Below are 13186 nucleotides of genomic sequence, written 5' to 3'. Positions count from 1 at the left end.
GCTCCGCCCCAGACCCCGGCGGGGACTGCGTCCCCTGCACCCCTCGCGGGGCTCCGCCCCCGCACCCCGGCGGGGGCTTCGCCCCCTGCACCCCCTACCCCCTGGGCCCCTTCAGCCCCGGTCCGCATCACTCAGCCCGTCCGGCGTTTGAGGACGAGGCCCCTTCAGGGCCGGCGCGGGGGTCTGGGGGCGGCAGCCGCCAGCAGACGGCATCAGCAACGAGCAACACGAACGAGAGGTTGACCCGACGTGCACGACGATCTCATCGCACGGGCCAAGGCGTGGCTGGCCGAGGACCCCGACGTGGAGACCCGTGAGGAACTCGCCGAGCTGATCGACGCCGGGAACGTCGAGGAGCTCGCCGCGCGGTTCAGCGGGACGCTCCAGTTCGGTACCGCGGGGCTGCGGGGCGAGCTGGGCGCGGGGCCGATGCGGATGAACCGGGCCGTGGTCGTCCGGGCCGCCGCCGGACTCGCGGCGTATCTGGGGAAGAAGGGTCAGGACGGCGGAACGGTCGTCATCGGCTACGACGCCCGGTACAAGTCCGAGGACTTCGCCCGGGACACCGCCGCAGTGATGACGGGCGCGGGTCTGCGCGCGGTCGTGCTGCCCCGGCCGCTGCCGACGCCCGTGCTGGCCTTCGCCATCCGGCACCTCGGCGCGGTCGCGGGTGTGGAGGTCACCGCGAGCCACAACCCGCCCCGGGACAACGGCTACAAGGTGTACCTGGGCGACGGTTCCCAGATCGTGCCGCCCGCAGACGCGGAGATCGCGGCGGAGATCGACGCGATCGCCTCGCTCGACGACGTGCCCCGCCCGGAGTCCGGCTGGGAGACGCTGGACGACTCCGTCCTCGACGCCTACCTCGCCCGTACCGACGCCGTCCTGGCCGAGGGCTCCCCGCGTACCGCCCGCGCCGTCTACACGGCGATGCACGGCGTCGGCAAGGACGTGCTGGTCGCCGCGTTCGCGCGGGCCGGTTTCCCGGAGCCCGTACTGGTCGCCGAGCAGGCCGAGCCGGACCCGGACTTCCCGACCGTCGCCTTCCCGAACCCGGAGGAGCCGGGCGCGATGGACCTGGCCTTCGCGAAGGCCCGGGAGGCGGAGCCCGACCTGATCATCGCCAACGACCCTGACGCCGACCGCTGTGCCGTGGCCGTCCAGGACGGCGGCGACTGGCGCATGCTGCGTGGCGACGAGGTCGGTGCCCTGCTCGCCGCCCACCTCGTCCGGCGCGGGGCGACCGGCACCTTCGCCGAGTCCATCGTGTCGTCCTCCCTGCTCGGGCGGATCGCCGGGAAGGCGGGTCTGCCGTACGAGGAGACCCTCACCGGCTTCAAGTGGATCGCCCGGGTGGACGGGCTGCGCTACGGCTACGAGGAGGCCCTCGGCTACTGCGTCGACCCCGACGGCGTACGCGACAAGGACGGCATCACCGCCGCGCTCCTGATCACCGAGCTGGCGTCCGAGCTGAAGGAGGAGGGCCGCACCCTGCTCGACCTCCTCGACGACCTCGCCGTGGAGCACGGCCTGCACGCCACCGACCAGCTCTCGGTCCGGGTGCGGGACCTGTCGGTCATCTCCGACGCCATGCGGCGCCTGCGCGAGCAGCCGCCGACCGAGCTGGCCGGGCTCGCCATCACCAGGGCCGAGGACCTCACCCGGGGAACAGACAAGCTGCCGCCCACCGACGGTCTGCGCTACACGCTCGAGGGCGCCCGGGTCATCGTCCGGCCCAGCGGCACCGAGCCGAAGCTGAAGTGCTACCTGGAGGTCGTCGTACCGGTCGCCGCGCACGACGGGCTGCCGGCCGCCCGCGCCCGGGCCGCCGAGCTGCTCGCGGCGGTCAGGCGTGATCTCTCGGCTGCCGCCGGCATCTGAGTCCGGCCGGGGGCCCGGCTCCAGGGCCCCCGTCAGCGTCACGCCTCAGCCCATCGCGAGCAGGATCGCCAGCAGGACCGCCCCGGCCACCGCCGGTGCCGCGATCTCGTACGCCCAGCGGACCGTGACCTCGCCCTGTGCCGTCTCCGCCTGCTCACGGTCCTCCTGGAGCGCGCGCAGGTCGTCCATGATCTGGTCGGTCTCGGCCCGGGCCGGGCCGTCCGGCACGCCGGAGCCGCGCAGCACGCTGCCGAGGCCGGGGCCGCCGCGGCCCGGCATCCCGGGTTCGCGGCCCGCACGCGTGCCCGTCCCGGCGCGGGCCTGCTGCCGGTTGGCCTTCTTGCGGGCGCGGAGGGAGACGGGGATGGCCCACAGCTGGTACTTGGCGCCGGACTTGGTGACGACCTCGTTCGAGTAGCCGGAGCGCAGGGTGGCGATCTGGCCCCAGGGCAGCGTGATCACGCGGAAGGGATTGCGCACGCGCAGCCGGTCGTCGTTCACGAAGACCGCCGGGCGCAGGGTGAAGGCGATCACCAGGGGAATGACCAGGATGAGCCCGGCGAGCGCCAGCCACGGGGTGCGACCGTCCCCCTTGACCAGCGCGTCGATGCCGAGCCACCCGACGATGCCGAGCAGCGCGACACCGGCCACGACCGCCATCGAAGAGCGGTGGATCCGGTCCTTGGCGGCGGGCTCCGGGGGCTGTGGGGCGGATGACTGGTGGTCCGGGGTCGTCATGGTCCCGATTCTGCCCGACGCCGCCGCCAGTGCTCGTACGAGGTGCCCGTACGAAGCGCTCGTACGAGGTGCCCGTACGAGGTGCCCGTACGAGGTGCCCGTCCGCGGTGGAGCGGCATGCGACGAGCACCCGGGACTGTACAGCCGCTACGCGCGTAGATATGCTCGGCTGGTGACCATGCCCAGTACTGCACCCGCTGCATCCGCTGTTCTCGCTGACGTCACCGCGTCCGACAGCACGCTGCGCCGCTTCCTCCACGGGCTGCCCGGCGTCGACGCGGTCGGCCTGGAGGCGCGCGCCGCCTCGCTCGGCACCCGTTCCATCAAGACCACCGCGAAGGCGTACGCCATCGACCTCGCCATCTCGATGGTCGACCTGACCACGCTGGAAGGCGCGGACACCCCGGGCAAGGTCCGGGCGCTCGGCGCCAAGGCCGTCCACCCCGACCCGACCGACCGTACGACCCCCGCGACCGCGGCCGTCTGTGTCTATCCCGACATGGTGGCCACCGCGAAGGAGGCCGTCGCCGGCTCGGGCGTGAAGGTCGCCTCGGTCGCCACCGCCTTCCCGGCCGGCCGCGCCGCCCTCGACGTGAAGCTGGCCGACGTCCGTGAGGCCGTGCTCGCCGGCGCCGACGAGATCGACATGGTCATCGACCGCGGGGCGTTCCTCGCGGGCAGGTACCTGAAGGTGTACGACGAGATCGTCGCGGTGAAGGAGGCCTGCGGGACCTCCGCCCGACTGAAGGTGATCTTCGAGACCGGCGAGCTGTCGACGTACGACAACATCCGGCGCGCGAGCTGGCTCGGCATGCTGGCGGGGGCCGACTTCATCAAGACCTCCACCGGCAAGGTCGCGGTGAACGCCACGCCCGCCAACACCCTGCTCATGCTGGAGGCCGTGCGGGACTTCCGTGCGCAGACCGGGGTACAGGTCGGTGTGAAGCCGGCCGGCGGCATCCGGACCACCAAGGACGCGGTCAAGTTCCTCGTCCTGGTCAACGAGACCGCCGGCGAGGACTGGCTGGACAACCACTGGTTCCGCTTCGGCGCCTCCTCACTCCTGAACGACCTGCTGATGCAGCGTCAGAAGCTGGCCACCGGCCGCTACTCCGGCCCCGACTACGTGACGGTGGACTGATCCATCATGGCTTTTGAGTACGCACCCGCCCCCGAGTCCCGTGGAAACGTCGACATCGCGCCCTCGTACGGCCTGTTCATCGACGGCGAGTTCACCGAGGCGGCCGACGGCAAGGTCTTCAAGACGGTCAGCCCGTCCACCGAGGAGGTTCTCTCCGAGGTCGCGCAGGCCGGTGCCGAGGACGTCGACCGTGCCGTACGGGCCGCCCGCAAGGCCTTCGAGAAGTGGTCGGCGCTGCCCGGCTCGGAGCGCGCCAAGTACCTGTTCCGCATCGCCCGCATCATCCAGGAGCGCAGCCGTGAGCTCGCCGTCCTGGAGACGCTGGACAACGGCAAGCCCATCAAGGAGACCCGCGACGCCGACCTCCCCCTGGTCGCCGCGCACTTCTTCTACTACGCGGGCTGGGCGGACAAGCTGGAGCACGCGGGCTTCGGCTCGAACCCGCGGCCGCTGGGCGTGGCCGGTCAGGTCATCCCGTGGAACTTCCCGCTGCTGATGCTGGCGTGGAAGATCGCCCCGGCGCTGGCGACCGGCAACACGGTCGTCCTGAAGCCGGCGGAGACCACCCCCCTCTCGGCGCTGTTCTTCGCGGACGTCTGCCGCCAGGCGGGCCTGCCCAGGGGTGTCGTCAACATCCTCCCGGGCTACGGCGACGCGGGGGCCGCGCTCGTCGCGCACCCCGACGTGAACAAGGTCGCCTTCACCGGCTCCACGGCCGTCGGCAAGGAGATCGCCCGCACGGTCGCGGGCACCCGCAAGAAGCTCACGCTCGAACTGGGCGGCAAGGGCGCGAACATCGTCTTCGACGACGCCCCGATCGACCAGGCCGTCGAGGGCATCGTCACCGGCATCTTCTTCAACCAGGGCCAGGTCTGCTGCGCGGGCTCGCGTCTGCTGGTCCAGGAGTCGATCCACGACGAGCTCCTCGACTCCCTCAAGCGCAGGCTGTCCACCCTCCGCCTGGGCGACCCGCTCGACAAGAACACCGACATCGGCGCGATCAACTCCGCCGAGCAGCTGTCCCGGATCACCACGCTCGCCGACCAGGGCGAGGCGGAGGGCGCCGAGCGCTGGTCGCCCGCCTGTGAACTGCCCAGCTCCGGTTACTGGTTCGCGCCGACGCTCTTCACGAACGTCACCCAGGCGCACACCATCGCCCGCGACGAGATCTTCGGCCCGGTGCTGTCGGTGCTGACCTTCCGTACCCCGGACGAGGCGGTCGCCAAGGCGAACAACACGCAGTACGGCCTGTCGGCGGGCATCTGGACCGAGAAGGGCTCCCGCATCCTCGCGGTCGCGAGCAAGCTTCGCGCGGGCGTGATCTGGTCCAACACGTTCAACAAGTTCGACCCGACCTCGCCGTTCGGCGGCTACAAGGAGTCGGGCTTCGGCCGCGAGGGCGGTCGTCACGGCCTGGAGGCGTACCTCGATGTCTGAGAAGTCCGAGCAGCAGCGTCTGAGCGTCTTCAAGACCTACAAGCTGTACGTCGGCGGGAAGTTCCCGCGTTCCGAGAGCGGCCGGGTGTACGAGGTGTCGGACTCGAAGGGCAAGTGGCTGGCGAACGCGCCGCTCTCCTCGCGCAAGGACGCCCGGGACGCGGTGGTCGCCGCGCGCAAGGCGTTCGGCGCCTGGTCCGGCGCGACGGCGTACAACCGGGGCCAGGTCCTCTACCGCGTCGCGGAGATGCTGGAGGGCCGCAAGGCGCAGTTCGTCCACGAGGTCGCCGACGCGGAGGGCCTGTCGAAGTCCAAGGCCGCCGATCAGGTGGACGCGGCCATCGACCGCTGGGTCTGGTACGCGGGCTGGACCGACAAGATCGCCCAGGTGGTGGGCGGCGGCAATCCGGTCGCGGGCCCGTTCTTCAACCTCTCCTCGCCGGAACCGACCGGCGTGGTGGCGGTGCTGGCCCCGCGGGAGTCGTCCTTCCTGGGCCTGGTGTCGGTGATCGCCCCGGTGATCGCGACCGGCAACACGGCGGTCGTGATCGCGAGCGAGAAGGCCCCGCTGCCCGCGCTGTCCCTGGGCGAGGTGCTGGCCACCTCCGACGTGCCCGGTGGCGTGGTCAACGTCCTGTCCGGCCGTACGGCGGAGATCGCGGCGCCGCTGGCCGCGCACCAGGACGTCAACGCGATCGACCTCGCGGGCGCCGACGAGGCGCTGGCGAAGGAGCTGGAGATCGCGGCGGCGGACAACCTCAAGCGCGTCCTTCGTCCACAGCCTGTGGACGCGTTCGACTGGTCGGCGACTCCGGGCACCGACCGCATGACGGCGTTCCTAGAGACGAAGACCGTCTGGCACCCGACGGGGTCGCTGGGCGCGTCCGGCTCGTCGTACTGACGGTCGGCCGGCCCAGACGGGAGCCGCGCTTTCCCCACCGCCCGGGGGAGGCGCGGCTTTCTTTGTGCGAGGCGCCGACCGCTCGGACCTCAGCCCTGCCCGCCGCCCGGTGCGCCCACCACCTGCCGGACCACCGGCACCGAGCCGACCGAATGCGCGTCCGTCACCGGACCGGTCAGCGCCTTCGAGCTCATCGGCCGGAAGTCGGCGACCTGGGTGCCGACGGCGTTGTTCAGCGGGTCGGAACCGGTACCCGCGAGGGGGTTGGGCTTGAGGTTCGCGACCGAACCGGTGGTGTAGGACACCGAGTCGCCCACCGCTTGCGCGCCCGCCTGCGGATCCAGGTCGCTGAGCGACAGCGGGCCGTGCGCGCCCTCGACGGAGACGGGGGCCGCGGACGCCGTCGCCGCGCCCGCGCCCAGGGCCGCTCCGGCGGCCGCGAGGGCGATCAGGGCGCGCTGCACCGCGAGGTTGTGGGGGGACGCGTGTCGTGCCATTGCTGGTGCCACCTTCTGGTGCGCAGGGTAATGCGGTCGACACGAAGGGTAGTTGAGGTGTGACGCGCGCTCCAAAGCCGACCCGCGGTGTCGGCAGCGGGCCCGCCATGCGTCAAACTGGTGTTCCGTGAGCCTTCATCCCCCGTCCCCCGCCCGTGTCGTGCTGCTGTGCGGCCCTTCCGGCTCGGGCAAGTCACTCGTCGCCGCCCGTTCCGGGCTCCCTGTCCTGCGTCTCGACGACTTCTACAAGGAGGGCGACGACCCGACGCTGCCGTTGGTGGACGGGAGTTCGGACATCGACTGGGACCATCCGCTGTCGTGGGACGCGGACGTCGCGGTCGAGGCCATCACCCGGCTGTGCGCCACGGGGTCGACGCCCGTACCGGTGTACGACATCTCGCTGAGCGCCCGTACCGGCGAGGAGACGCTGAGCATCGGCCGTACCCCGCTGTTCATCGCGGAGGGCATCTTCGCCGCCGAGATCGTCGAGCGCTGCCGTGAGCTCGGGGTGCTGGCGGACGCGCTCTGCCTGACCCGCGGGCCGGTCACCACCTTCCGGCGGCGCTTCCTGCGGGACCTGAAGGAGGGCCGCAAGTCTGTGCCGTTCCTGCTGCGCCGAGGCTGGCGGCTGATGCGGGCGGAGCGCACGATCGTCGCCCGTCAGGTCTCGCTGGGCGCCCACGCCTGCGACCGGGACGAGGCACTGGGCCGGCTGGCGGCCGCGGCCTCAGGCCGCCGCGCCACGGCGCGGACGACGGCGGCCTGAGGCCCGGCTGTGCTGTCCGGGTGGCTCAGCCGCCCGGGCAGCCCGCGGTCGAATTGGTCCAGCAGTGCGAGGACCACTTGTTGTCGTCCGACCCGCTGAAGTTCGTGCTGGCGCCGGCCGGCACGCCCCAGGTGTCACCGGCCCAGTTGTCCAGCTGGTAGAACCACAGGTTGTGGTTGGCGTCCTTGTTCCTGGCCGAGCTCGCCTTGTTGTCGATCGTGGTCGACGTGCCGTGGAAGACGAGACCGCTGTAGCTCTTCTTGCTGGACAGCGTGTCGTAGATGCCGCCCGCGTAGTCCTGGAGACGGTAGATACAGGCTTCACCCGTGTTGCAGGTGCCGTCGTTGCTGGCGGCCTGGGCGGGGGTCATCGCGGCGAAGACGCCCGCGACGGACATCAGCGATGCCGCGAGGAGTGCGCGTCCTCTTGTCATGTCTGTTTCCTTTCGGTACGGAACTCGTGACCCTGACACACGGGGCGAGGCCGGATGGGAGCGCGGTCCCGCGAATGACCGAAAGATCGACAATCATGGCCGAAAGACAGGGGGTCGAACTGTCCTTCGCTCCGGGCGACTTGACGGTGTGTCCCACTAGTGATCACCTGAAACATGCGTAACTGGACGACCCCGGCCGGCGGCACGGGCGCGACGATCACGCTGGCGGCCGCTCTGGCGGTCCTGGTCACGGGCTGCGCGGGCGGGACGACGGGCGGGAACACGGACGGAAAGGGCCGGGAGGCAGGGGGCACCTGGCCGGCCGTCGCCACCTCGTTCGCCCACGCGCCGCAGGACTACCCGCTGGACGCGTACCGGCCGACCATCGCCGAGACCGGAACCGTCGACCACGCGGTCGTCGTCCTGGCTCGTTCCTGCATGCGGAAGTTCGGCCAGAGCTGGCCCGCGTACCAGGCTCCGCCGGGCAGCATCCCGCTCAACGCCCGCAAGTACGGTCCGACCGACCTCGCCTCGGTCCGCGTCTACGGCTACAAGCCGCCGCTGCCCGACGGCGTCACCCGGCAGCAGGCGGTGGCCGCCCAGCAGCGGGCCGCCGCCACGGAGAAGACGATCACTCCGGCCGCGAAGGCCGTCTTCACCGGAGCCGCGACGGAGGGCGCGAAGGTCCCCTCGGGCGTCCCCGAAGGGGGCTGCCGCGGGCAGGCCCAGCGCTCGGCACGGGCCGACGGGGCGGCGGACGACCTGATGGAGGTCCAGACGCTGTTCGTCCAGGCGTCCCGCGGCACCGCGAAGGACCCGGCGACGGTCGCCCTGGACAAGCGGTGGAGTGCCTGCATGCGCAAGGCCGGGCTGGACTACCCCGATCCGCTCACCGCGGTCGACGACTCGACCTGGCGCGAACAGAAGACCAGCGCCTACGGCCCCCAGCCGGCCTTCCCGGCCCCTTCCCGCAAGGAGATCTCCACGGCCGAGGCCGATGTGCGGTGCAAGGCCGAGACCGGCTACGTGGCGAAGCGGTACGCCGTCGAGGCCCGCCGCCAGCGGCAGCTCGTCAAGGAGCACCGGACCGCGCTGGCCTCGGTGCTGGAACGCAAACGGCGCATGGTGGAACGGGCCGACACCGTGGTCGCCGCCGACAAGGCGAAATAGGACACGCGCACGGAGCCGGACACATGAAAGCGGGACTGGACGGACCCCCCGGCCCTCCAGTCCCGCCACTCCGCCCACGTCCCCCGTGACGGAGCTCCCCGCTGTTTCCCCCGATCCCCCGGTCCCCCGTGCTTTCCCCTATTCCCCCGTGTTCCCCCGTGTTCCCCCCGGGTGGGACTCCCCCGTCCCACCCAGCCTTCAGGCGACCAGCTCCCCGAAGGCGTATTCCTCGTCACGGCCGAAGCTGAGGACCTCGTCCTCGCGCAGCCGGCGGAGCGACCGCCAGATGCTGGACTTCACCGTGCCGACACTGATGTCGAGGATCTCCGCGATCTCCGGGTCCGTGCGGCCCTCGTAGTAACGGAGGACCAGCATCGTGCGCTGGAGTTCGGGCAGCCGGGCCAGCGCCTGCCACAGGACCGCGCGCAGCTCGGTGCCGCGCATCGCGTCCGTGTCGCCGGGCGTCTCCGGCAGTTCCTCGGTCGGGTACTCGTTGAGCTTGCGGCGCCGCCAGGCGCTGATGTGCAGGTTGGTCATGGTGCGGCGGAGGTATCCGCCGACCGCCGCCTTGTCACTGATCCGGTCCCACGCCTTGTACGTCGAGAACAGCGCGCTCTGCAGCAGGTCCTCGGCCTCGTAGCGGTCACCGGTGAGGTGGTAGGCGGTTGCGTACAGGGAGGCGCGGCGCTCCTGGACGTAGGCGGTGAACTCCACCTCCGTCAGCGAGCGGCGCTCCCCCGAGGCCTCCCCGTACGCGGTTCCCCCGTGCGATTCCCCCGTGTGTGCGTCAACCACCGACATGTAGACCGGGTGCTGACGCCCGGCGCCGCGAGCGCACCCCCGCCCGCTCACGGCACCGGACTTCTCGGAACCCCGGTTCACGTCGTGCAGACGCGTGACCACTGCCTTGGTGCTGATGCCGTGCAGCGTGTTCATCTCGCGCCCCCCGTCGTGGACTTCCGGTGTTCGTCTCGCTCAGGCCGGTGTTCCCTGCGGCTCCTTGCCTGTGCCGAAAAGCTTGCCGACGGGACTTCATGGCCATGTCCGCCGACTGTCACAGACCTGTCACAGGGGTCGGCCACACCGCTGTCACACAATGCGCACAGGTGGTGGCGGTACGAGCCGGTCAGGCGGCCCGGGTCACCGGAAGTGGGGTCACCGCGGCCCACAGGTCGTCCCAGAGGCTCTCCATGGGCCAGAATGAGCCCGTGCCTTCCCTGTTGCTGATCGAGGACGACGACGCCATCCGTACGGCCCTGGAGCTGTCTCTTACGCGCCAGGGTCACCGGGTTGCCACCGCTGCCACCGGCGAGGACGGGCTGAAGCTGCTGCGTGAGCAGCGGCCGGACCTGATCGTGCTGGACGTGATGCTGCCCGGCATCGACGGGTTCGAGGTGTGCCGGCGCATCCGGCGCACGGACCAGCTGCCGATCATCCTGCTGACCGCCCGCAACGACGACATCGACGTGGTGGTCGGGCTGGAGTCGGGAGCGGACGACTATGTCGTCAAGCCCGTCCAGGGGCGGGTCCTCGACGCCCGGATCCGGGCCGTGCTGCGGCGCGGGGAGCGGGAGTCCAGCGACTCGGCGACGTTCGGCAGTCTCGTCATCGACCGTTCGGCGATGACCGTGACGAAGAACGGCGAGGACCTCCAGCTGACGCCGACCGAGCTCAGGCTGCTGCTGGAGCTGAGCCGGCGGCCCGGGCAGGCGCTGTCCCGGCAGCAGCTGCTGCGGCTGGTGTGGGAGCACGACTACCTGGGTGACTCGCGGCTGGTGGACGCGTGCGTCCAGCGGCTGCGCGCCAAGGTCGAGGACGTGCCGTCGTCCCCGACGCTCATCCGTACCGTGCGCGGTGTCGGCTACCGGCTGGACAACCCTCAGTGACCGACGCGCAAGGCGGGTTCCGCGGCTGGTCCGCGGGTCGTAAGGGAGCTGTGACGCGGCTGCGCTTCACCAGTCTGCGGCTGCGGCTGGTCGTGGTCTTCGGGCTGGTCGCCCTCACCGCCGCCGTGTCGGCGTCGGGTATCGCGTACTGGCTGAACCGGGAGGCGGTGCTGACCCGCGCCCAGGACGCGGTGCTGCGGGACTTCCAGCAGGAGATGCAGAACCGGGCCGGTGCGCTGCCCGCGCCCGCCACCCAGGACGAGCTGCAGCACACCGCCGGTCAGATGGCGGCCAGCAGCCAGCGCTTCAGCGTGCTGCTGGTCGCGACGGACGCGAACGGCAAGACCGTGTACGGCAACTCCGGCGGCCTGAACGGGTTCTCGCTGGAGGAAGTGCCGCTGTCGCTGCGGACCGCGGTGAACAGGAAGCAGAAGGTCGCCGACGGCAACAAGTCGCCGTACCACCTGTACTGGCAGCGGGTCGTCGACCACGGCACCCCGTATCTGATCGCCGGGACGAAGGTGATCGGCGGCGGACCGACCGGGTACATGGTCAAGTCGCTGGAGCCGGAGGCCAAGGACCTCAACTCGCTCGCCTGGTCGCTCGGCATCGCCACCGGGCTGGCGCTGATCGGCTCGGCGCTGCTCGCGCAGGCCGCCGCGACGACCGTGCTGAAGCCGGTGCACCGGCTCGGCGTCGCCGCCCGCCGGCTCGGCGAGGGCAGGCTGGACACCCGGCTGAGGGTCTCCGGCACCGACGAACTCGCCGATCTGTCACGGACGTTCAACAACGCCGCGGAGGCGCTGGAGAAACGGGTCGCGGACATGGCCGCGCGGGACGACGCGTCCCGGCGGTTCGTCGCCGACATGTCCCACGAGCTGCGTACGCCGCTGACCGCCATCACCGCCGTGACGGACGTGCTGGAGGAGGAGCTGGAGGCGGAGTCCGGGAGCATGGACCCGATGATCGAGCCCGCGGTGCGGCTGGTGGTGAGCGAGACCCGGCGGCTGAACGACCTCGTGGAGAACCTGATGGAGGTCACCCGCTTCGACGCGGGCACCGCCCGTCTGGTCCTGGACGACGTCGACATCGCCGACCAGATCACCGCCTGCATCGACGCCCGTGCCTGGCTGGACGCCGTGGAGCTGGACGCCGAGCGCGGCATCCACTGCCGGCTCGACCCGCGCCGTCTGGACGTCATCCTCGCCAACCTGATCGGCAACGCGCTCAAGCACGGCGGGTCGCCGGTGCGGGTGTCGGTGCGCATCGACGGGGACGACCTGGTCGTCGCGGTGCGCGACCACGGGCCGGGCATCCCCGAGGACGTCCTGCCGCACGTCTTCGACCGCTTCTACAAGGCCAGCGCCTCGCGGCCGCGCTCCGAGGGCAGCGGACTCGGCCTGTCCATCGCGATGGAGAACGCGGGCATCCACGGCGGTGGGATCACCGCGGCCAACTCGCCGGAGGGCGGCGCCGTGTTCACGCTGCGGCTGCCGAAGGACGCCTCGGCGCTGACGGAGGAGAGCGACGCAACCAAGGCGGACGGTTCCAAGGAGGGGGCGTCATGAACGTACGACGCCTGCTGGCGCTCCCGGTGCTCGCCGCGCTGCTCACGGGCTGCGGGATTCGGGCCACCCAGGTGCCGACGGACTTCGGCGCGGCGCCCTCCCGGGTGCCGTGCTCGCTCGCCCAGCCGGACGTCACCACGCAGTCCTCGCACGGGGTGCCCGTGCAGGTCTTCCTGCTGTGCGGGTCGTCGCTGGTCACCGTGGACCGGTCGGTACGCGTCCCGGACGGCACCGCGGACGCCAGACGGCGGGTGATCGTGGCCCAGGCGCTGCTGGACCAGCTCGCCCAGTCGCCGTCCGCCGACGAGAAGGACGCCGGTTACGCGACGTACGTCCGCGGCGGCATGACCGTGGGCGGGCCGCGCCCGAAGGACCCCGAGGACGCGCTGCGCCTGAGCACCGCCCCCGGCCGGCTCACCCCGTACGCCCTCGCACAGATCGTGTGCACCTTCTCCGACTCGGCGGCGGCCGAGGGAGACGGTTCGGTGATCCTCGGCGGCCCGGGCACCGAGCCACTGCGCCGCTACGAGTGCACCGACGACGTCCGCTCCCAGCCGGGCCTCACCAAACCACCGTCCAGCGAGGTCACGGCGAGCTGACGGGCAGCCGAGATGAGCCGTGCCCCGGGCCGCACGCACGTGCGCGGCGGGACGGCCGTGAGCGGGCCGGGCCCGAAGGACTCGGAGCCGGGCGGCGAGGTTACGGCGAGCTGACGGTCGGCCGGCACGAGCCGTGCCGCGCGCCGCACGCACCCGCACGGCGGGACGG

At 71.5% G+C, this 13186-nt stretch carries 13 protein-coding genes; 9 read left to right on the top strand and 4 right to left on the bottom strand.

Translation table 11 applies throughout. The features are described 5' to 3' along the window. Window positions 1-249: 249 nt before the first annotated feature. The gene (locus ACH45E_RS32180) at window positions 250-1881 is read left to right on the top strand and encodes a phospho-sugar mutase (RefSeq protein ID WP_361447399.1); all 1632 of its coding nucleotides are present in this window, start codon (window positions 250-252) and stop codon (window positions 1879-1881) included. A gap of 45 nt (window positions 1882-1926) precedes the next feature. Here the strand turns inward: ACH45E_RS32180 and ACH45E_RS32175 are convergent, their stop codons facing one another. Continuing rightward, window positions 1927-2619, bottom strand: a complete 693-nt coding sequence (locus tag ACH45E_RS32175; protein ID WP_361447397.1) for a PH domain-containing protein — start codon at window positions 2617-2619, stop codon at window positions 1927-1929. A 178-nt stretch (window positions 2620-2797) separates the two neighbouring features. Here ACH45E_RS32175 and deoC point away from each other — a divergent pair, with 178 nt between their 5' ends. Genes deoC through ACH45E_RS32160 form a run of 3 tightly spaced genes read left to right on the top strand, consistent with a single transcriptional unit; the run spans window position 2798 to window position 6098 of the window. After that, window positions 2798-3760 carry a deoxyribose-phosphate aldolase gene (deoC, locus tag ACH45E_RS32170; RefSeq protein WP_361447395.1) on the top strand — a complete coding sequence of 321 codons (963 nt, stop codon included), beginning with the start codon at window positions 2798-2800 and terminating at the stop codon, window positions 3758-3760. A 6-nt stretch (window positions 3761-3766) separates the two neighbouring features. Further along, window positions 3767-5197: an aldehyde dehydrogenase family protein gene (locus ACH45E_RS32165; protein ID WP_361447393.1), complete on the top strand. Its 1431-nt coding sequence runs from the start codon at window positions 3767-3769 to the stop codon at window positions 5195-5197. Next, a complete protein-coding gene (locus ACH45E_RS32160) occupies window positions 5190-6098 on the top strand; it encodes an aldehyde dehydrogenase family protein (protein ID WP_361447391.1) in 909 nt (302 codons plus the stop codon). The genes ACH45E_RS32165 and ACH45E_RS32160 overlap by 8 nt, the downstream gene beginning before the upstream one ends. An 89-nt stretch (window positions 6099-6187) precedes the next feature. Here ACH45E_RS32160 and ACH45E_RS32155 read toward each other — a convergent pair whose 3' ends face one another. Then, window positions 6188-6595 (bottom strand): hypothetical protein, encoded by a 408-nt coding sequence (locus tag ACH45E_RS32155; protein ID WP_361447389.1) that lies wholly within the window; start codon window positions 6593-6595, stop codon window positions 6188-6190. 127 nt (window positions 6596-6722) lie between these two features. Here ACH45E_RS32155 and ACH45E_RS32150 point away from each other — a divergent pair, with 127 nt between their 5' ends. After that, a complete protein-coding gene (locus tag ACH45E_RS32150) occupies window positions 6723-7361 on the top strand; it encodes a uridine kinase (RefSeq protein ID WP_399042002.1) in 639 nt (212 codons plus the stop codon). Between the two features lie 25 nt (window positions 7362-7386). On the opposite strand, the gene ACH45E_RS32145 is transcribed toward ACH45E_RS32150, so the two are convergent. Further along, on the bottom strand, window positions 7387-7794 hold the full coding sequence (locus ACH45E_RS32145) for a peptidase inhibitor family I36 protein (protein ID WP_361447387.1): 408 nt from the start codon (window positions 7792-7794) through the stop codon (window positions 7387-7389). Between the two features lie 174 nt (window positions 7795-7968). Here ACH45E_RS32145 and ACH45E_RS32140 point away from each other — a divergent pair, with 174 nt between their 5' ends. Continuing rightward, on the top strand, window positions 7969-8964 hold the full coding sequence (locus ACH45E_RS32140) for a hypothetical protein (RefSeq protein WP_361447385.1): 996 nt from the start codon (window positions 7969-7971) through the stop codon (window positions 8962-8964). A gap of 198 nt (window positions 8965-9162) precedes the next feature. On the opposite strand, the gene ACH45E_RS32135 is transcribed toward ACH45E_RS32140, so the two are convergent. Further along, window positions 9163-9900, bottom strand: a complete 738-nt coding sequence (locus tag ACH45E_RS32135) for a SigE family RNA polymerase sigma factor (protein ID WP_361447383.1) — start codon at window positions 9898-9900, stop codon at window positions 9163-9165. A 272-nt stretch (window positions 9901-10172) separates the two neighbouring features. Between ACH45E_RS32135 and afsQ1 the strand changes: the two genes are divergently transcribed. Genes afsQ1 through ACH45E_RS32120 form a run of 3 tightly spaced genes read left to right on the top strand, consistent with a single transcriptional unit; the run spans window position 10173 to window position 13017 of the window. Continuing rightward, entirely contained in the window at window positions 10173-10850 is a 678-nt protein-coding gene (gene afsQ1, locus ACH45E_RS32130; protein ID WP_361447381.1) for a two-component system response regulator AfsQ1, read from the top strand. Continuing rightward, window positions 10847-12418: a HAMP domain-containing sensor histidine kinase gene (locus ACH45E_RS32125; protein WP_361447379.1), complete on the top strand. Its 1572-nt coding sequence runs from the start codon at window positions 10847-10849 to the stop codon at window positions 12416-12418. The genes afsQ1 and ACH45E_RS32125 overlap by 4 nt, the downstream gene beginning before the upstream one ends. After that, on the top strand, window positions 12415-13017 hold the full coding sequence (locus ACH45E_RS32120; RefSeq protein WP_361447377.1) for a hypothetical protein: 603 nt from the start codon (window positions 12415-12417) through the stop codon (window positions 13015-13017). Before ACH45E_RS32125 ends, ACH45E_RS32120 begins: the two co-directional genes overlap by 4 nt. Window positions 13018-13186: the final 169 nt, after the last annotated feature.

The organism is Streptomyces sp. NPDC020299 (genome assembly GCF_044387825.1).
Classification (GTDB): Bacteria; Actinomycetota; Actinomycetes; order Streptomycetales; family Streptomycetaceae; genus Streptomyces.
Note: the sequence above shows the minus strand (reverse complement) of the source record. Positions and strands in the feature narration are given on the sequence as shown.